The sequence below is a fragment of the Chromohalobacter moromii genome, from assembly GCF_023091865.1.
GTDB lineage: Bacteria > Pseudomonadota > Gammaproteobacteria > Pseudomonadales > Halomonadaceae > Chromohalobacter > Chromohalobacter moromii.
In genome coordinates, this window is the sequence record NZ_JAHXDI010000003.1 from 326,725 (window position 1) to 345,136 (window position 18,412).

The following is an 18,412-nucleotide window of genomic DNA, read 5'->3' on the forward strand; positions in this document are numbered from 1 at the left end:
CCTTAGCCTTCACGGTCGAGAATGGTGCCGATCATCGCGGTGGTGGAGACGCCATCCTCGAAGTTGAGCACCCGAACCTCGCCGCCATCGGCGATGACCGCCTCGCCGCCGGCGATGTCTTCGGGGCGATAGTCGCCGCCCTTGACCAGCACATCGGGCAGTACCTCGGCGATCAGGCGTGCCGGGGTTTCCTCGGCGAAAGGCACCACCCAATCTACCGCGCTCAAGCCCGCCAGCACCTGCATGCGGCGCTCGAGGGCGTTGATTGGCCGCTTGGGGCCCTTGAGGCGCGCCACGGAGGCATCGTCGTTGACGGCCACGATCAGCCGGTCGCCCAGGCGTTTGGCCTGCTCGAGATAGGCCACGTGGCCGGCATGCAGGATGTCGAAGCAGCCGTTGGTCATCACCACGCGCTCGCCACGCAGCTTGGCCGCGCGCACCGCGTCGACCAATGCGCTTTCCTCGATGGGGCCGAATTCGGCCAGCTTGTCGCCATGCAGCGCCGTGTAAAGCTCGGCGATGGACAGCGTCGCGGTACCCGGCTTGGCCACCACCAGCCCCGCCGCCAGGTTGGCAAGCATGATCGCTTCGGGATAGCCGTGCCCCGCCGCCAACGCCAATCCGAGTACGCCGATGACGGTATCCCCGGCGCCGGTGACATCGAAGACCTCGCGCGCATGCGTCGGTAGATGCAGCGGCGCGTGGCCCTCGCGGATCAACGTCATGCCCTTCTCGCTGCGCGTGACCAGCAGCGCCTCGAGCTGCAAGTCGGCGCGTAGCTGCTCGCCCTTCTCGGCGAGCGTGGCATCGTCGGGGCATGGCCCCACCACCGCTTCGAACTCGCCCAGGTTGGGGGTGATGATGCTCGCCCCGCGGTACTTATCGAAAGCATGCCCCTTGGGGTCGACCAGCACGCGCTTGCCTGCCTGACGCGCGATGGCGATCAACGCTTCGACGCGGTTGAGGCTGCCCTTGCCGTAGTCGGAGAGGATCACGACGTCGGCGTCGGGCAGCGCCGCCTCGACGCGCTCGGTCAGGCCCTGGGTGTCGATCTCCCACAGCGATTCCTCGAAGTCGAGACGTAGCAACTGCTGGTTGCGGCTCATCACACGTAGCTTGGTGATCGTGGGAATCTCGGGGCTATGATGAAAGTGAGTACTTACATCAGAAGCTTCAAGACTCGCCTTGAGCAAGGCGGCATTGTCATCCTCACCGACCACGCCCGCCAGCGCGGCGTGCGCGCCCAACGCGGCGATATTGAGCGCCACGTTGGCGGCGCCGCCGGGGCGGTCTTCCGATTCACCGACCTTGACCACCGGCACCGGCGCTTCCGGTGAGATACGTGAGGTGCCGCCATGCCAATAACGGTCGAGCATGACGTCGCCCACCACCAGCAGGCGGGCCTGTTCGAGAACGGTCAGATCAAGTTTCATGGTCGGGCTCCGAGCGGGGCGAAGCGGACGGCGTGGCATCCAGCAAGGCATCGAATTGGGCGATGACGTCGTCGGCACGTATCAGACTCATGGCGTCGGGGTGCCGCACGCGCGTGCCCCACGGGATGGCCTCCGGTGACTTGTGCAGATAACGACGCACGGCATCGGGATAACGGTCGACCACGAAACGCCGCCAGCAATAGGGCGCCGCGCGATCGGGATTGGTGGTGGCGAAAAGCCCCAGCGTAGGCGTGCGCAGGGCGTTGGCCATGTGCACCGGCCCGGAGTCGGGGGCGATCACCATGCGCGCGCGGTCGAGCATCGCCAGCAGCCCCTTGAGCGAGGTGCCGCCGATGGCGTCGATGACGGCCCCTTCCGCACACAGGGCGCGAATGCGCGCGCCCATTTCCTGCTCCTGGGCGCTGTTGCCCCCGGTCATCACCGTGCGCAGGCCGTGCTCTTCCCAGGCATGCGCGATCACTGCCGCATAGCCCTCGGCAGACCAGTTGCGGAAATTGCGCAGGCGCGGATTGGCGCAGGGGCTGATCACCACGTAAGGCGCCTCGCCGGTGACACGAGCGGCTTCCTGGTAGGCGCTGTCGGGGATCGCCAGGTCCCAGCGCAGTGGTTCGGCATCGACGCGTTCTTCGCCGCCCAGCAGGCGTGCGAAGTCGAGAAACGATTCAAGCACATGCGCGTGAGCATGCGGCGCCAGCTGACGGTGAGTGAACCAGTGCTGCCAATCCTTGGCCCGCGCCTTGTCGTACCCGATACGCAGGTCCGCTTTGAGGCCCAGAGAAAGCACGCTGGCGCGCAGCGCCTGTTGCATGTGGAGCAGCACATCGAAGCGCGTGTCGCCCAACTGACGCCAGATCTCGCGCATGCCGGCCCAACCCGAGGCCTTGTCATAGACGATGAACTCGACCCCTGATAGACCGGCCAGTAGACTGTGCTCCCCCTTGCCGATGATCCAGGTGATGCGAGCATCGGGCCATAGGCGCTGCAGCACGCGAATGGTTGGGACGAGGTTGCAGACATCGCCCAGCGCGGACAGTCGTAGTACACAAATATGCGCGGGACGGACGGGCAGAGGATGCTTCATGCGGTTGGCAACATTCCAAACAGGACAGGCATTCATTCTATATGATGCCGACATTCTATGTGACGCCGGCCAAGAGCCACAAATCGACCCGCGCTGGCTAAGCCCGGACTTCTGGCGCGAGCGCGACGCCGTACTCGGCGAAGCACCGGGGCGTGGGGCGAGTCTTTTCCTCGCCTACGGCGAGGAGCGCTGGGCGCTGCGGCCCTACCGACGCGGTGGCCTGATCGCCCGGCTCAGTGACGCGCGCTATGTGTGGACCGGGCTCGAGCGCACCCGCGCCTTTCGCGAGATGCGCCTGACCGCCGAACTCAAGCAGCGTGGCCTACCCGTGCCCGCGCCGGTGGCCGCTGGCGTGTGGCGACACGGCCCCAGCTACACCGCCACGCTGATCACGCGGCTGATTCCCGATGTCACGGCTTTGGCCGAACGACTGCCGACGGCGACGCCCACCCTTCTGAAGCGGGTCGGCCATACCGTGCGCCGTTTTCACGACGCCGGGCTCGACCATGTCGACCTCAACGCCCGCAACCTGCTCGTCGACGCCGATGACTGCGTCTGGCTGATCGACTTCGACCGCTGCCGGTTGCGCGCCCCGGGGCGTTGGCAAGAGAGCAACCTGGCGCGCCTCAAGCGCTCGCTCGTTCGTTTTTCGCCCGCCAATGCGGAACACGCTTTTGCCGCTATTGTCGATGGTTATCGACACGCTCCCGGTGACTCACAATAAGGTGACCTGCATGCAAGATACGCTGAGGCGCCGTTGGCGCAATACCCTGATTTTTGCGCTGCTGCAACTCCCGCTCGTCTGGCTGATCGCCCTGCGTTATGTGCCCTACCTCGCGATCCCCGACGATGCCATGGGAGTGGCGTATCTGATCCTGACCTGGATCGGTCATTTCGGCATGCTGGTATTGATCGCCTGGTTGCCGCTGGGCCTGTTGTCGCTAGTGTTGAAGGCCCGCTGGCTATGGCTGCCAGCGGCGCTATTAGGCGCACTCGGGCTATGTGCGCTGTTACTGGATACCGTGGTCTACGCCCAGTACCGCTTCCACGTAAACTACTTCATGGTCTCGCTGTTTCTGAACGACAAGAATGGCGAAATTTTCAGTTTCACGACCTCGACCTGGTTGGTGGTGACCGGCTGTGTGCTGGTGGCACTGGCATTGGAAGGTTGGCTCGCCCAGCGCGTGATCTCAGGGGGAAGAGGTCGCCGCCTGCCGGTCGGCGCGGCGTGCGGCGTGGTACTGCTGACTCTGATAGGCAGCCATGCGCTGCATATCGTCGCCGACGCACGCTATATGCGTAGCGTGACCCAGCAGGTCGGCGTCTATCCACTGCTGTTTCCCACCACCGCCAAAGACTTCATGGCGGATCACGGCTGGCTCGATCCCCGCGCCGCCCGAGCCGCGAAAGCCAACATCGAGGCCCAGCAGGCACAAAATCTCGACTGGCCCAAGAACCCGCTCAGTTGCCAGCCCGATGACGCCGCCAATGTCATGGTGGTATTGATCGACTCGTGGCGCGCCGACGAATACGGGCCTCAAAACACGCCGAACCTCTATGCCGCATTGAACGAGAACGGACGCCGCTATCTGAATCATTACAGCGGCGGTAACGCGACCCGAAATGGCGCCATGAGCTTGTTCTACGGTCTCACTGGCAATTACTACGCTTATCTGGACGACACTCAGACGCCGCCCTTGCTGATCACCCAGCTACAGGAGCAGGACTACTCGCTAGGCATCTTTTCCTCGGCCAGCCTCAGCAGTGTCGGTTTCGATCGCACGATTTTCTCGTCGGTCGAGTCACTGCGGATGGATACGCAGGGGGACTCGCCCGCGACCCGGGACCGACAGATGACCGAGGATTGGATACACTGGCTCGACCGACAGGAACGGCAGGACGCCACGCCGTGGTTTGGCATGCTGTTCTACGACGCGCCCCACGGCTATGACGTCCCGGCCGACGCCGACCAGCCCTTCCAGCCGTCAGTGCAGGACATGGATTACCTCGAGCTAGGCCCCGACACCGATCCGGTACCCTACTTCAACCGCCATCGCAATGCCGTGCACTACGATGACGAGCTGCTCGGTCGTGTGATCGACGACCTCAAGGCCAAAGGCGAATGGAACGAGACCCTGCTGGTGGTCACATCCGATCACGGCCAGTCGTTCAACGATTTCGACAAGAACTATTGGGGCCACAACGGCCACTTCGCCTCACCGCAGACCCGCGTACCGATGCTCGTCAACGGCCCCGGCGTCGCACCGGGCGAGGTCGCGGGCATGACCAGTCACCTCGACGTGGCACCCATGCTGATGCGCCACGCGTTGGGATGCAGCAATCCGCTCTCCGACTATGCCATGGGCAAGGATCTGCTGAAGCCCGGCATCGATCATCCCTGGGTGCAATCCAGCAGCTACATCGACTACGGCATCATCGAGCCGAATCGCATCACCGTGGTCGATGGCACCGGTCAGTGGGAGATCGTCGATCGCCAGCTCGACCCGATCGAGGACGCCGAGTTCTCGCCGGCGGTATTCGACGCGATGCAGTGGTTCCGTAAGTTCTATCGTTAGAGGTTCTGCCGTCTCGACTATGCGGCATCCGCGTAAATGTCGCACAGCCCGGACACATGTCGGGCCAGCGTGAAGCGTGCATTGACGAAGCGGCAGGCGTTGGCGCCAAGGCGTTCGCGCAGTGCGGGGGCATCGCGTAGCTCGCCGAGGGTCGCCGCCCAGGCCGCCGGGTCTTGCGGGTCAGCAAGCCGCCCGCCTTCACACCCTATCAGCTCGGGAATCGCACCGCTGTCGGCGCCCACCACCGCCTTGCCCGCCGCCATCGCCTCGATCACCGTGAGCCCGAAGGCCTCGTTGCGCGATGGCACGCAGACGATATCCATCACCTCGAAGAGTCGCGGGAGATCCCGCCGAAATCCAGTGAACGTGACACGCTCTTCAAGGCCCTGTTCGCGAACTTGCTGTTGCAGGGAAGCGATGAAGGTGGGGTTGCCGCCCTCGTCCGCCTCCAGCCCCCCGATCAAGACCAGGTGGGATTGCGTATCGCCAGCGTCGCGCAGACGGATAAAGGCATCCAGCAAGAGTTGCTGCCCCTTGCCGGGCGTCAGGCGGCCCGGCAAGGCCATTGCCACCGCCTCACGCGGTATCCCCAACGTATCGCGCAATGCACATCGTGCGTCGGTGTCGAGCTGGGGAACGAAATCCGCCGTGTCGATCCCCAGATACAACAGGGTAATCCGCGATGCGGGTAGCGGAAAGGCCTGGCGGTTGCGCGTCAACGTTGCCTCGCTAATCGACAGCACACGGTCGACATGCCGATAGACCCAGCGATGATAAGGATCGTGTTTGGGCCGCGTGACGCCCATATGATCGGTGAAGACAAGACGCAGTTCGGGGCACAGACACTTGAGCAACGCGCCGAGGCGCAAATCGCTCGATTTGTGACAATGTACGACACCAATGCCTCTGCGGCGCAGCCAGCGCACGAGTACCGGCAGTTGCCAAAACGCGCGCAAGGGTGAGCGCACACTACGCATCTCGGTCGCATCGCAGCCGGCCAACGTCTTGGCTAGACGCGTACCTTCGAGCGTCAGTACATAGGCGCGCCACCCCTGTCGGGCCAGCTCGGGTATAATTCGCGCAGGATACATTTCCAGCCCGCCCCAGCCGCGGGATAAACAGATGTGCAAAACCTTGTGCTGCAAGGCAAGCTCCTCGGACAATGTTCGACTCACGCGTCGACGCCACCGGGCACAGGAGACTCGATGACCCAGTCGCGCCCACAGCGCATCCTCGTGGTACGCAACGACAAGCTCGGCGACTTCATGCTCGCCTGGCCGGCCCTGGCCTGCCTGAAGAGTGCCCATCCCGACAACCATGTTGCCGTGCTGGTGCCCACCTATACGGCGCCCTTGGCGCATGCCTGCCCATGGATCGACGAGGTGATTCTCGACCCGGGCGGCGGCGCGCCGCGACACCAGCAGAAGGACGTGCTCACGCAACTGCGCGCCGCTAAGTTCGACGCCCTGCTGACGCTGTTTTCCACGCCACGTATCGGGTGGCTGGGGTGGCGGGCCGGCATTTCCCTACGCATGGCGCCCGCCACCAAGTGGGCTCAGGTATTTTACAACTTTCGCATTAAACAGCGTAGGTCGCGGTCGCAGAAACCCGAGTATGTCTATAACCAGGATCTCGCTCACGCACTACTACGAAAGCTCGGCCAGGACATATCGACGCTGACCCCGCCTTACTGGCCGTTGCCCGATGCAGCGCGCGACGCTCAACGCCAGCGCCTGAGCGACGAACTGTCGCTTCCCTCGACACGTCCTTGGTGGTTTCTGCATCCCGGTAGCGGCGGCTCGGCAGTCAATCTCAGTGTGGCGCAATACGTGGATCTCGCTCAGATGATTAGCGCCAATCTATCCGTGCCGCCGAAGTGGGTGCTTACTTATGGCCCCAGTGAGGAAGCCGTCGCCCAGCACCTAGTGGAAACGCTCAACGCACGTGATGTCGATGCAGTACTCATGCCACCACGCGCCGGCCTGACCGACTTCGCCACGACCCTGGCCGCCGCCGATGTCTTCGTCGCCGGTTCGACCGGGCCCTTGCACATCGCCGGGGCACTCAATCGGCCCACGATCGGCTTCTACCCTGCCAAGCGCTCAGCCACACCGCTGCGCTGGCAAACTTGCAATGCCGAGACACGCCGCCTGGCCTTCAGCCCGCCAGCCGATGACGCCTCCGCCAGCGATATGTCGCGTATCGACATCGCGGCGGTGGCACGCCAAATCGCCGATGCCTGGCCGACACCAACGGCCACCGAGGAAACGCTATGCAACCGCTGACCGGAATCGTCATCACCCTGAACGAGCAAGCCAACATCGCCGACTGCGTGCGTTCGCTGTCACGCGTCTGCGACGAAGTCATCGTCGTCGATTCGCAGAGTAGCGACGACACCGTGGCGATTGCCGAGGCCGAGGGCGCTCGGGTGATCGCGCAAGCCTATCTCGGCGACGGGCCACAAAAGGCGCACGGCGTGCCGTTTGCCAAGAATGACTGGATCCTGGCGCTGGACGCCGACGAACGCCTCGACGACGACGCCGTGGCGCTGATCGACTCCCTCGCCCTCGACGACCCGCAGACCGCTTACAGCTTTCGGCGCAAGAACTATGTGGCCCGGCACTGGATTCGCGCCGCGGGCTTCTACCCGGACTCGGTAGTACGCCTTTACAACCGCACCACTGCCGGCTACCTGCCCAAGAAGGCGCACTCTTCGGTCGAGGCTCCCAAGGTCGAGGCCACCACTGCGCACCTGCGGCATTTCACATACGAAGACATGTCGCATTGGATTCGGCGCATCGATGCGCTCTCCAGTCGCGATGCCTGGGCGATGAAAGAACGCGGTGTACGCCCCTCACGACTGCGCCCGACGCTGCACGCGGTTAATGCGATGCTGCGCAAACTGGTCTTCAAGGGCGGCATGCTCCAGGGAATGGATGGCATGACGGTCGCGCTGACCACGGCGTTTCATGCCTACATGAAGTACGCCAAGCTCAACGAGCTCTACGAACTCGAACAAACGCCGCAACGATGAGTCAGATCGGCTTCTTCGCTGTCATACTCTAGTCATAAAGATCTAGCCATAAAGATCTAGTCATAAAGACAAGGACGCGTTCTTATGATGAAGCTGCCATCCGCTACCCTCCGCTGGAGCGTGCTGACCTACCTCGGCTTATGCCTGGGATATCTCTTCACCACGCTGACCATCACCAGTCACTGGTTTTTGTTCCCCGTTGCGGCGGTGTGGGTCGCCATTGCCTGGTATTTTCGCTGGGGTCACCCCGCGCAGCGCTCCAGTACGCGCCGCGTCTTGCCCTGGTCGTCGGTTCCGCTGGCTCTGTGGTGGATCTACCTGTATTTGGACGATAGCTTCGGCAAGGTGGATTTGGGCGCGGTGATCTTCCACTTACAGGCAGGGATGACCGAGCATGGCGGCGAAGGCCGCGTCGTCGCCGCGTTGATTTTCACCCTATGCGCCATCGTCATGCTCATGGCCTTCACCTGGCTGGTGCGCGCCGATCACCGATGGCGGCTGTGGGAGCGTGTCGGCGCGCTTTTCCTGCTGGCCTTCAACCCGCTGCTGTTCGGCCTTTCGCAACGCGGCGCTTCGGTGGTCACCGAGGGTGATTGGTTGCGCGATCACTACCGCGTCCCGAGCATTGCAAGCGAGCCACAAACGCGTCCCAATCTTATCTATCTCTACTTAGAGAGCACCGAGCGAACCTACGCCGACCGCGACACCTTCGGCGACGCCTATGAGGACCTCGCCGCGCTCGGCAAGCGTGGTACCGTCTTCGAGGGGCTCAAGCAGCTCGATAATACCGGCTGGACGACCGCCGGCATGGTCGCCACCCAGTGCGGCGTGCCGCTGATTCCCGCCGGGTTGAAACATGACAACCAGTTCGAGCCGCTCGACGAGGTGCTCCCACATACCCGGTGTCTGGGCGATATCCTCGATGCTCAGGGATACGACCTCACCTACATGGGCGGGGCCAGTACGCGTTTCGCCGGCAAGAAGGTGTTCTACGAGGGACATGGCTTCGACCGCGCGCTAGGTCGCGACGAGCTGGAAGACCAGGTCACGCCGCCGGATTACCTCAACGATTGGGGCCTTTACGACGACACCCTCCTCGACATGGCCACCGAGCGCATTCGCAAGCTCGCCGACAATGACGACCGCCAGCCCTATGCCATGTTCGCCCTGACCCTGGCGGCGCATCCGCCGTTCGGCAACCCGGCTCAGGCATGCCTGGAGAACCAAGGTACGTTCGACGGCGTCGATATCCTGTACTCGGTGAAATGCACGGGCTGGCTGGTGCGTCGTTTCCTGAAGCGACTCGACGAGGAAGGCCTGCTCGACAATACCCTGGTGGTGATCTCCAGCGACCACCTGAGCATGAAGAACTCTGAGTGGCCGCAGTTGGTCGATGCCGAGCGCGAAAACACCTTCATGATGCTTGGCGAGGGTGTCCCTGCCGGGAAGCGTATCCGGCGCCAGGGGTCGATGGTCGATGTCTACCCGACGGTACTCGAAGCCATGGGCTTCACGCTGGACGCACGCGCCGCCGGGTTGGGACGCTCACTCTTCGCCCAGGACCCCACGCTGGTTGAAGAATATGGCCTGGAGACCATCAACGACCACATGGCGGAGGAAGACGCACTGCAAACCTACATGTGGAAAGGGGTCAACTGAGCGCCGCGTGCCGAATCGACGCCAACAGCCGTGCCGGCTCGAGGTGACGCAGACAATTAGTGTGCCCCAGCGGACAGTCACGCGCGAAGCACGGCGAACATGACAGATAGAGATCGTGAATCTCGGCGTTTTCGGTCAGAGGCGGCGTGTAGGCCGGCGAGGACGAGCCGTAAATGGCCTGCACGCGCGTGTCCACCGCCGCTGCCACGTGCATCAGTCCCGAGTCGTTGGTAACCACTTGCTGACAATCAGCGAGCAGGTCCACCACCTCGGTGAGCTTGGTACGCCCGCACAGGTTATGCACGCCATCCAGTCCTTGGCTGATCGTCTCACCGGCGTCGGCGTCCTTGGGACCACCCATCACCCGCACCTCGAAGCCCTCGGCCACCAGGCGTTCCGCCAGGGTGCGAAAATGCGCTAGCGGCCACTGCTTGGACGGACCAAACTCGGCGCCCGGCATCATGCCAATGGCGGGGCGATCCGAGAGTTCCAACGTCTCGCGCAGGCGGCGTTGTTCGTCGGCATTTACCTCGAGACGCGGCGTGGGAATCGCAAAATCTCCGGCTTGTGCCTCGTCCTCGGGCAGGCCCAACGACACGAAGCGCTTCACGGTTTGATTCAGTACGCTTTTATCGAGCTCGCGGCGCGCATTGAGCACCACGTAGCGCTGCTCGCCCTGGAAGCCCACGCGCTCAGGGATGCGGGCCAAGAACGGCACCAGCGCCGATTTCCAGGAGCGTGGCAACACGATCGCCCGGTCGAAGCGGCCCTTCAGCGTGCGCGCCACGTCACGCCGCGTGGCCCAGCCGAACTCGCCGTGCTTGACGTCCAGCGCAACGGTCTCGTCGACCTCGGGCATGCGCGCCAGAATCGGCAGCGACCAGCCCGGCGCCAGTACGCCAAGGTAGGCCTCCGGATAACGCGCCTTGAGCGTCATGAACAGGCTCTGCGCCATGACCATGTCGCCGACCCACGAGGGGCCGACGACGAGCAGGCGCGGTGAGGAGGTGGCGATGTCGTCAGCCATTCAGCCAATCCAGGTAGGCGCTAACGCCTTCGCGCACGGTCTTGAATTCCGCCGGGTAGCCCGCCTCACGCAGGCGCGAGATATCCGCCCGAGTGTAGCTCTGGTAGCGCCCTTTCAGTTCCTCGGGAAAGGCGATGTAGTCGATCTTGCCGGTGGCGTAGTAATCGATCACCGTCTCGGCGATGGCCTTGAACGGTTCCGCTCGGCCGGTGCCCAAATTGAAGATGCCCGACACCTCGGGGTTGTCGAGGCACCACAAATTGACGTCCACCACGTCGCCGACATAGATGAAGTCACGGCTTTGCATGCCGGCTTCATAGCCTTCCCAGGCACCGAACAACTTGGGATTCTCACCACGCTTCACCTGACTGTGGTGATGGTAGGCGACGCTGGCCATCTTGCCCTTGTGTTGCTCGCGTGGGCCATAGACATTGAAATAGCGAAAGCCCACCACCTGAGCGTCGAACGACTCCCAGTGGACGCGCACGTACTGGTCGAACAGCAGCTTGGAGTAGCCGTAGACGTTGAGCGGCTTCTCGTGCTCCGGCGCTTCCACGAACACCTCGCTGCCACCGTAGGTCGCCGCCGACGAGGCATACAGAAAGGGAATGCGTTTGTGCTGGCAGAAGTGCAGCAGCACCTTGGAATACTCGAAGTTGTTCTCGAGCATGAACTTGCCGTCCCACTCGGTGGTATCCGAACAGGCGCCTTCGTGGAAGATGGCCTCGATCGGCGGCAGCTCACTCGGCTCGCCGCGCAGCTCGGCCTTCACTCGCGCCAGGAAGTCATCCTTGTCGAGATAGTCGCCCAGCGTGCAATCGGCGAGATTGACGAACTTGGTGCCGTCGGAGAGGTCGTCGACCACGAGCACATCCTCGTGGCCGCGTGCATTCAAAGCCTTCACTAGATTGGCGCCGATAAAACCGGCACCGCCCGTCACTACAATCATGTCGTCGATTCCTTCAAGTCGTGCACCCACGCAAAAGCGTGCTTTTCGTCACGGTGCCTATAACCGATTAACCGCTAATTGTATACTTGGCAGTTCGTGAATTCATGGGCCAACGGTACTTCACCAATGACACAGTCGACGCCAGACGTGAAAACCTTCCAGGGCCTGATCCTTGCCCTGCAACAGTACTGGGCCGAACAGGGCTGCGTAATCATGCAACCCCTGGATATGGAAGTCGGAGCCGGCACCTTTCATCCCGCGACCTTCCTGCGCTCCATCGGCCCCGAGACCTGGAATGCCGCCTACGTGCAGCCATCGCGCCGCCCCACCGACGGGCGCTATGGCGAGAATCCCAATCGCTTGCAGCACTACTATCAGTTCCAGGTAGTGATGAAGCCCTCTCCCCTGGAGCTGCAGGCGCTGTATCTGGGCTCGCTCGAGCGTCTCGGCATCGACCCGCAGGTCCACGACATTCGCTTCGTCGAAGACAACTGGGAGTCTCCTACCCTAGGTGCCTGGGGTCTCGGCTGGGAAGTCTGGCTAAACGGTATGGAAGTGACCCAGTTCACCTACTTCCAACAAGCCGGCGGCATCGAATGCTATCCGGTCACCGGCGAGCTGACCTACGGCCTGGAACGCATCGCCATGTACCTGCAAGACGTCGATAGCGTCTACGACCTAGTATGGACCTACGCCCCCGATGGTTCATCCGTCACCTACGGCGATGTCTATTTACAGAACGAACGCGAACAGTCGGCTTACAATTTCGAACACGCCGATGTCGACTACCAGTTCTCCGCTTTCGACCACAGCGAAGGCGAATGCCAGAAGCTGCTCGACGCGGGACTGCCCCTGCCCGCCTACGAGCACGTGCTCAAGGCATCGCATACTTTCAACCTGCTCGACGCCCGGCACGCTATCTCGGTCACCGAGCGTCAGCGTTACATCCTGCGTGTGCGCACCATGGCCCGTGACGTCGCCCACGCCTACTTTGAATCGCGCAAGGCAGCTGGGTTCCCCATGGCGCCCGAGGCCATCCGTCAGGAACTGCTGAGCCGAGAAAGCAACGAGGGAGACGCGTAAGAATGGCATCCAACACCCTACTGGTCGAACTCGGCGTCGAGGAGCTTCCGCCAGGCGCCATCGAACCCCTCGCCAATGCTCTGCGCGACGGCATCGCAAATGGCCTCACCGACGCTGAGGTGCCCTTCGAGGCAGCTCACGCCCACGCCACGCCACGCCGCTTGGCGGTCAGCATCATGGCGCTTGGCGACAAGCAGCCAGATCGTGAGATCGAGCGTCGCGGCCCGGCCCTCGCCGCCGCCTTCAAGGACGGCGAGCCCACCAAGGCCGCAGAAGGCTTCGCGCGCTCCTGCGGCGTCGAGGTTGCGGACCTGATCCATCTGGAAACCGACAAGGGCACTTGGCTCGGCTATCGCTATCAGGAACCGGGTGAAGCCACCACGGCGCTGCTGCCGGCCATACTCAGACGTACCGTCAACGCCCTGCCGGTGCCCAAGAACATGCGCTGGGGCGCCTCTCGGCTCGAATTTTCGCGCCCCGTGCATTGGTTGGTCATGCTCTACGGCCAGGACGTGGTGCCCGCCGAGGCACTCGGCCTCGAGGCCGACCGTACCACCCGTGGGCATCGTTTCCATGCTACGCAGGCCATCGAGCTGGCACACGCCGACGACTACCTGGATGTGCTCGAAAATGCCTTCGTATTGGCCGATAACGATCGCCGGCGTGAGCGTATCCGCGAGCAGGTACTGGCCGAAGCCGAGGTCAACGACGCCACGGCCGTCATCGACGACGACCTCCTCGACGAAGTCAACGGCCTGGTCGAATGGCCGGTGGCGCTGACCGGCAGCTTCGACGAGCGCTTCCTCGAAGTCCCCGCCGAGTGCTTGATCTCGTCGATGAAGGCCAATCAGAAATACTTCCACCTGCTCGACGCCGAGGGAAAACTCAAGCCGGCCTTCATCACCGTTTCCAACATCGAAAGCCGCGACCCACAGCAGGTCATCGAGGGCAACGAGAAGGTCATCCGCCCGCGCCTGGCCGATGCCGCTTTCTTCTACGATACCGACCGCAAACAGACACTAGCCTCGCGGCGCGATGCGCTGGGTAACGTGGTCTTCCAGAAGTCGCTGGGTACGCTGGGTGACAAGGCGCGGCGCATGGAGACCATCGGCGCGTTCATCGCCGGTCGGATCGGTGGCGACGTCGACCATGCTCAACGTGCCGCACAGCTCGCCAAGTGCGATCTGGTTACCGAGATGGTGCTGGAATTCCCTGAGCTCCAAGGCATCATGGGCACCTACTACGCCCGCCAGGACGGCGAACCGGAAGAAGTCGCGCAAGCACTTCACGAGCAGTACCTGCCGCGTTTCGCCAGCGACGACGTACCCAAGACACAGACCGGCTTGGCCTTGGCCTTGGCTGACCGCCTGGATACGCTGGTCGGCATCTTCGGTATCGGCCAGCGTCCCACAGGTACCAAAGATCCCTTCGCACTGCGTCGCGCCGCCATCGGTGTTCTCAACATCCTGATCAAGGGCGAGCTCGATCTCGACTTGCGCGAGCTCCTCGAACTCGCCGCCGCTCAGCATGGCGAGCTGCCCAAGGCTGACGGCCTGGTCGACGATGTGCTCGACTACATGCTCGATCGCTTCCGCGCCTGGACCCAAGACGAGGGCATTGCCGCCGAGATCTATCTGGCGGTGCGCGCTCGCCCGGTCACACGGCCGCTCGATTTCGCGCGCCGGATTCGAGCCGTGCATGCCTTCAGCCAGCGCGAAGAAGCAGCAGCGCTAGCGGCAGCCAATAAGCGTGTCTCGAACATCCTCACCAAGCAGCAGCACGACGGCTCTACCGCCGTGGATGCCTCGCTTCTGCAAGCCGCAGCCGAGACGACACTGAGCGAAGCGCTAGAGCAGTGCCATCAGGCGGTGCGCCCGTTGATCGATGCTGCGCGCTACAGCGAGGCACTGGACGTCCTGGCACGCCTACGAGGCCCTGTCGACGCGTTCTTCGATGACGTCATGGTCATGGCCGAGGACGATGGCGTACGTCGTAACCGCCTTGCTTTGCTGGCCAGCCTCCAGGCCTTGTTTCTGGAAGTCGCGGATATCGCCCAATTGCAGCAATAATCCACACACGCGTTGCAACTGAAAAGGGTGGCCTAAACGGCCACCCTTTTTTTGTTTCACGTGGAACATAATGTCTAGCGATATTGTGCCTTTCTCACTAGGCCGGCCCAGGCCTTGCTTGCGTACCAACCAAAAATGTTTCACGTGAAACACTGCGCCCCCAGATTTGACACCGATACCCTCATCTTCCCTCTTCAGCTCGTAGCTCGTAGCTCGTAGCTCGTAGCTCAACGATTGTTCCACGTGAAACATGGCTGCTTTTGCAGTCGATGCACTTAACCGCGATAATTGATACTCGTTTTCCTGCTAGCCGCGAGAGCCTCCGCCATGACTCAACTCGTCATCCTCGACCGAGACGGTGTCATCAACCGGGACAGCGATGACTACGTAAAATCGCTCGATGAGTTTATCCCTTACCCTCAAGCCCTCGAGGCCATTGCACGTCTATCGCAAGCCGGCTGGATGGTGGCGGTGGCCACCAATCAATCGGGCATTGCACGTGGCTATTATGATGTCGACACCCTTGAGGCGATGCATGCCAAGATGCAAGCACTGGTGACCGCAGCTGGTGGGAAAATCGATCACATCGCCTATTGTCCCCATGGGCCAGACGATGAATGTTCTTGCCGAAAGCCCTTGCCAGGGCTTTTAGAACGAATACGCGCTGCGCTTGGCCTCAAAACGCTTGAAGGTAGCTGGATGGTGGGCGATAGCCTGCGCGATCTCCAGGCCGGCAACGCCGCAGGATGCCATAGCGCACTGGTGCGTACAGGCAAGGGAGCGCGCACCGAGCTGAAGGGTGCGGACCTCGGTCATGAGCGCATTTTTGACGACCTTGCCGCCTTCACCGACTGGCTTCTCTCCTGAGCGAAAGCGGCTTCATGCCATTACTGATACGTTCGCGCTAACCTCCTGCCACACAAAAAAAAGCTGGCAACGTCGTGTGACGCTGCCAGCCCTCCTCGTAGCCACTCATCGCAATCTAGACAAGACACTTCATGGTGAATGTTCCACGTGAAACATCACCTCTGCCCAGTGTCTGCGTTAGATATCGAGATTGGCGACCAGTGCATTGCGCTCGATAAAGTCACGACGCGGCTCGACCTCGTCGCCCATCAAGGTATTGAACATCATATCGGATGCCACGGCATCCTCGATGGAAACACGCAGCATCCGGCGAGAATTGGGATCCATGGTGGTTTCCCACAGCTGCTCGGGGTTCATCTCGCCCAACCCCTTGTAGCGCTGCACGCTCAAGCCACGCTGGGCCTCGCTCATCAGCCATTCGAGCGCTTCGTAGAAGGTGTCCACCGAACGCTGACGCTCACCGCGAGCGACGTAGGATCCTTCTTCGAGCAGCCCGTCCAGCGTCTCGCCCAGCGCGGTCATGGCGCGGTAATCGGCGCTGCGGAAGAAATCGACGCCCCACACGTAGTCGGTCGTGACTCCATGCGCCGTCAGCGCTACGCAGGGTAGATAAACACCGCGCTCGGCGTCTTCCTGGAGATGGAAGGTGTAACGAGGACCACCCTCGTAGGCGATGAGATCGTCCATTTCGCGCTGCAGGTGATCGATCCAATGCTGCATGGTCGCGCGGTCCTTGAGGCTTTCACTTTCAAGCCTTGCGGTATGCACGATCTTGCGCAGCACGAGATTGGGATAAACACGTGAGAGGCGGTCGATACGCCGCATGACATCGCGATATTCGCTCACCAAGGTCTCGAGCTGCTCGTTGGCGATACCGGGTGCGTCGGCATTGACATAAAGGCGAGCGCCATCCAGCGCCGTCGTGGTCAAATAATCCGTCAGCGCCTGTTCATCCTTGAGATAGGTTTCCTGCTTGCCGCGCTTGATCTTATAAAGCGGCGGTTGGGCGATGAACACATGACCACGCTCGATCAGCTCCGGCATCTGCCGGAAGAAGAACGTCAACAGCAGCGTGCGGATGTGTGAACCGTCGACATCGGCATCCGTCATGATGATGATCGAATGATAGCGCAACTTATCGGGGTTGAATTCCTCGCGCCCAATACCACACCCCAACGCCGTGATCAGCGTGCCTACTTCCGCCGACGACAGCATCTTGTCGAAACGCGCCTTCTCGACGTTCAGAATCTTGCCTTTGAGCGGCAGGATCGCCTGGGTGCGCCGGTCGCGCCCTTGCTTGGCGCTGCCGCCGGCCGAGTCACCCTCTACTAGATAAAGCTCCGACAGGCTTGGGTCTTTCTCCTGACAATCGGCCAGCTTGCCCGGCAGCCCGGCGATATCCAATGCGCCCTTACGGCGCGTCATATCGCGCGCCTTACGTGCAGCCTCGCGAGCGCGCGCGGCGTCGAGCATCTTGTTGACGATGGCCTTGGCCTCGTTGGGCCGCTCCACCAGATAATCGCTCAGCTGTCGCCCCATCTCCTGCTCTACCGCCGTCTTGACCTCGGACGACACCAGCTTTTCCTTGGTCTGCGATGAGAACTTGGGGTCGGGTACCTTGACCGACACGATCGCCGTCAACCCTTCCCGCGCATCGTCACCGGCCGTGTTGACCTTGGCCTTTTTAAGCAGCCCTTCGGTTTCGATGTAGTGATTGAGCGTACGCGTCAAGGCTGCCCGGAAGCCGGCCAGGTGCGTGCCACCATCGTGCTGGGGAATATTGTTGGTGTAGCAGAAGATATTCTCGGAAAAAGTGTCGTTCCACTGCATCGCCACTTCGACGCCGATGCCATCGTCGCGTTGCGTTTCAAAATGGAAAACGGGATTCAACGTCGCCTTGTTGGTATTCAAGTGATCGACGAAAGCTCGTAGCCCACCTTCATAGTGAAACAGTTCTTCCGCACCCGAGCGCTCGTCGAGCAAGCGAATCGCGACGCCGGAGTTGAGGAAGGACAGCTCACGCAAGCGCTTGGCCAGAATATCGTAGTGAAACTCGATATTGGCGAAGGTCTCGGTCGACGGCTTGAAGTTGACCTGAGTACCGCTCTTCTCGGTCTTTCCTACCACATCCAGAGGCGAATCGGGCACACCGTGATGGTAGATCTGCTCATACACCAGCCCCGCGCGCCACACCGTGAGCTTGAGCTCTTCTGAGAGCGCATTGACGACGGAAACGCCAACGCCGTGCAGACCGCCCGAGACCTTATAGGAGTTGTCATCGAACTTGCCGCCGGCATGCAGCACCGTCATGATGACCTCTGCCGCCGAGACATTCTCCTCCGAATGCATATCAGTCGGAATGCCGCGCCCATTGTCACTGACGGTGACGGACTCATCGGGGTGGATCACCACGCGAATCTCGCTGCAGTGTCCCGCGAGCGCTTCATCGATGGAGTTATCCACCAACTCGAAGACCATGTGATGCAGGCCCGTGCCATCATCGGTATCGCCGATGTACATGCCTGGGCGCTTGCGTACTGCATCCAGGCCCTTGAGAACCTTGATGCTCGATGAGTCGTAAGCTTGTTCGCTCATTGCCTACTCCGTCGTGAA

At 61.9% G+C, this 18,412-nt stretch carries 14 protein-coding genes; 8 read left to right on the forward strand and 6 right to left on the reverse strand.

What is annotated here, in order from left to right:
* Positions 1-2 precede the first annotated feature (2 nt).
* Positions 3-1,433, reverse strand: a complete 1,431-nt coding sequence (gene hldE / locus KZO83_RS11595) for a bifunctional D-glycero-beta-D-manno-heptose-7-phosphate kinase/D-glycero-beta-D-manno-heptose 1-phosphate adenylyltransferase HldE (RefSeq protein ID WP_040240176.1) — start codon at positions 1,431-1,433, stop codon at positions 3-5.
* Positions 1,423-2,535, reverse strand: a complete 1,113-nt coding sequence (locus KZO83_RS11600) for a glycosyltransferase family 9 protein (protein WP_040240177.1) — start codon at positions 2,533-2,535, stop codon at positions 1,423-1,425. The genes hldE and KZO83_RS11600 overlap by 11 nt, the downstream gene beginning before the upstream one ends.
* Here KZO83_RS11600 and KZO83_RS11605 point away from each other — a divergent pair.
* Together KZO83_RS11605 and KZO83_RS11610 are read left to right on the forward strand one after the other, a co-directional pair.
* On the forward strand, positions 2,534-3,259 hold the full coding sequence (locus tag KZO83_RS11605; protein ID WP_178998849.1) for a 3-deoxy-D-manno-octulosonic acid kinase: 726 nt from the start codon (positions 2,534-2,536) through the stop codon (positions 3,257-3,259). The genes KZO83_RS11600 and KZO83_RS11605 overlap by 2 nt on opposite strands.
* Before the next feature lie 10 nt (positions 3,260-3,269).
* Positions 3,270-5,111 (forward strand): DUF3413 domain-containing protein, encoded by a 1,842-nt coding sequence (locus KZO83_RS11610; protein ID WP_247620933.1) that lies wholly within the window; start codon positions 3,270-3,272, stop codon positions 5,109-5,111.
* 17 nt (positions 5,112-5,128) lie between these two features.
* On the opposite strand, the gene KZO83_RS11615 is transcribed toward KZO83_RS11610, so the two are convergent.
* A complete protein-coding gene (locus tag KZO83_RS11615) occupies positions 5,129-6,256 on the reverse strand; it encodes a glycosyltransferase family 4 protein (protein WP_247620934.1) in 1,128 nt (375 codons plus the stop codon).
* 60 nt (positions 6,257-6,316) lie between these two features.
* Here KZO83_RS11615 and KZO83_RS11620 point away from each other — a divergent pair, with 60 nt between their 5' ends.
* From KZO83_RS11620 to KZO83_RS11630, 3 genes are all read left to right on the forward strand, one after another.
* The gene (locus tag KZO83_RS11620; protein WP_178998852.1) at positions 6,317-7,396 is read left to right on the forward strand and encodes a glycosyltransferase family 9 protein; all 1,080 of its coding nucleotides are present in this window, start codon (positions 6,317-6,319) and stop codon (positions 7,394-7,396) included.
* Entirely contained in the window at positions 7,384-8,145 is a 762-nt protein-coding gene (locus tag KZO83_RS11625; protein WP_247620935.1) for a glycosyltransferase family 2 protein, read from the forward strand. The genes KZO83_RS11620 and KZO83_RS11625 overlap by 13 nt, the downstream gene beginning before the upstream one ends.
* 84 nt (positions 8,146-8,229) lie before the next feature.
* Positions 8,230-9,804, forward strand: a complete 1,575-nt coding sequence (locus KZO83_RS11630; RefSeq protein ID WP_247620936.1) for a sulfatase-like hydrolase/transferase — start codon at positions 8,230-8,232, stop codon at positions 9,802-9,804.
* Here the strand turns inward: KZO83_RS11630 and waaF are convergent.
* Positions 9,797-10,831, reverse strand: coding sequence for a lipopolysaccharide heptosyltransferase II (gene waaF, locus KZO83_RS11635; protein WP_247620937.1), 1,035 nt, complete (start codon positions 10,829-10,831; stop codon positions 9,797-9,799). The genes KZO83_RS11630 and waaF overlap by 8 nt on opposite strands.
* Positions 10,824-11,780 carry an ADP-glyceromanno-heptose 6-epimerase gene (gene rfaD / locus KZO83_RS11640; RefSeq protein WP_247620938.1) on the reverse strand — a complete coding sequence of 319 codons (957 nt, stop codon included), beginning with the start codon at positions 11,778-11,780 and terminating at the stop codon, positions 10,824-10,826. The genes waaF and rfaD overlap by 8 nt, the downstream gene beginning before the upstream one ends.
* A 126-nt stretch (positions 11,781-11,906) precedes the next feature.
* Here rfaD and glyQ point away from each other — a divergent pair, with 126 nt between their 5' ends.
* The 3 genes from glyQ (at position 11,907) to gmhB (ending at position 15,799) form a co-directional block, all read left to right on the forward strand.
* The gene (gene glyQ, locus KZO83_RS11645) at positions 11,907-12,863 is read left to right on the forward strand and encodes a glycine--tRNA ligase subunit alpha (RefSeq protein WP_178998856.1); all 957 of its coding nucleotides are present in this window, start codon (positions 11,907-11,909) and stop codon (positions 12,861-12,863) included.
* A 2-nt stretch (positions 12,864-12,865) separates the two neighbouring features.
* Entirely contained in the window at positions 12,866-14,932 is a 2,067-nt protein-coding gene (glyS, locus tag KZO83_RS11650; RefSeq protein ID WP_247620939.1) for a glycine--tRNA ligase subunit beta, read from the forward strand.
* A gap of 327 nt (positions 14,933-15,259) precedes the next feature.
* A complete protein-coding gene (gmhB, locus tag KZO83_RS11655; protein ID WP_178998858.1) occupies positions 15,260-15,799 on the forward strand; it encodes a D-glycero-beta-D-manno-heptose 1,7-bisphosphate 7-phosphatase in 540 nt (179 codons plus the stop codon).
* A gap of 177 nt (positions 15,800-15,976) precedes the next feature.
* On the opposite strand, the gene gyrB is transcribed toward gmhB, so the two are convergent.
* On the reverse strand, positions 15,977-18,394 hold the full coding sequence (gyrB, locus tag KZO83_RS11660) for a DNA topoisomerase (ATP-hydrolyzing) subunit B (RefSeq protein WP_247620940.1): 2,418 nt from the start codon (positions 18,392-18,394) through the stop codon (positions 15,977-15,979).
* Positions 18,395-18,412 lie beyond the last annotated feature (18 nt).

Bases quoted from the DNA above. Each gene is read 5' to 3' on its own strand.
- KZO83_RS11625 (WP_247620935.1), top strand. From the start codon at position 7,384: ATGCAACCGCTGACCGGAATCGTCATCACCCTGAACGAGCAAGCCAAC.
- glyQ (WP_178998856.1), top strand. From the start codon at position 11,907: ATGACACAGTCGACGCCAGACGTGAAAACCTTCCAGGGCCTGATCCTT.
- gyrB (WP_247620940.1), bottom strand. From the start codon at position 18,394: ATGAGCGAACAAGCTTACGACTCATCGAGCATCAAGGTTCTCAAGGGC.
- KZO83_RS11610 (WP_247620933.1), top strand. From the start codon at position 3,270: ATGCAAGATACGCTGAGGCGCCGTTGGCGCAATACCCTGATTTTTGCG.
- rfaD (WP_247620938.1), bottom strand. From the start codon at position 11,780: ATGATTGTAGTGACGGGCGGTGCCGGTTTTATCGGCGCCAATCTAGTG.
- KZO83_RS11630 (WP_247620936.1), top strand. From the start codon at position 8,230: ATGATGAAGCTGCCATCCGCTACCCTCCGCTGGAGCGTGCTGACCTAC.
- KZO83_RS11620 (WP_178998852.1), top strand. From the start codon at position 6,317: ATGACCCAGTCGCGCCCACAGCGCATCCTCGTGGTACGCAACGACAAG.
- waaF (WP_247620937.1), bottom strand. From the start codon at position 10,831: ATGGCTGACGACATCGCCACCTCCTCACCGCGCCTGCTCGTCGTCGGC.
- gmhB (WP_178998858.1), top strand. From the start codon at position 15,260: ATGACTCAACTCGTCATCCTCGACCGAGACGGTGTCATCAACCGGGAC.
- KZO83_RS11605 (WP_178998849.1), top strand. From the start codon at position 2,534: ATGCGGTTGGCAACATTCCAAACAGGACAGGCATTCATTCTATATGAT.
- glyS (WP_247620939.1), top strand. From the start codon at position 12,866: ATGGCATCCAACACCCTACTGGTCGAACTCGGCGTCGAGGAGCTTCCG.
- hldE (WP_040240176.1), bottom strand. From the start codon at position 1,433: ATGAAACTTGATCTGACCGTTCTCGAACAGGCCCGCCTGCTGGTGGTG.
- KZO83_RS11600 (WP_040240177.1), bottom strand. From the start codon at position 2,535: ATGAAGCATCCTCTGCCCGTCCGTCCCGCGCATATTTGTGTACTACGA.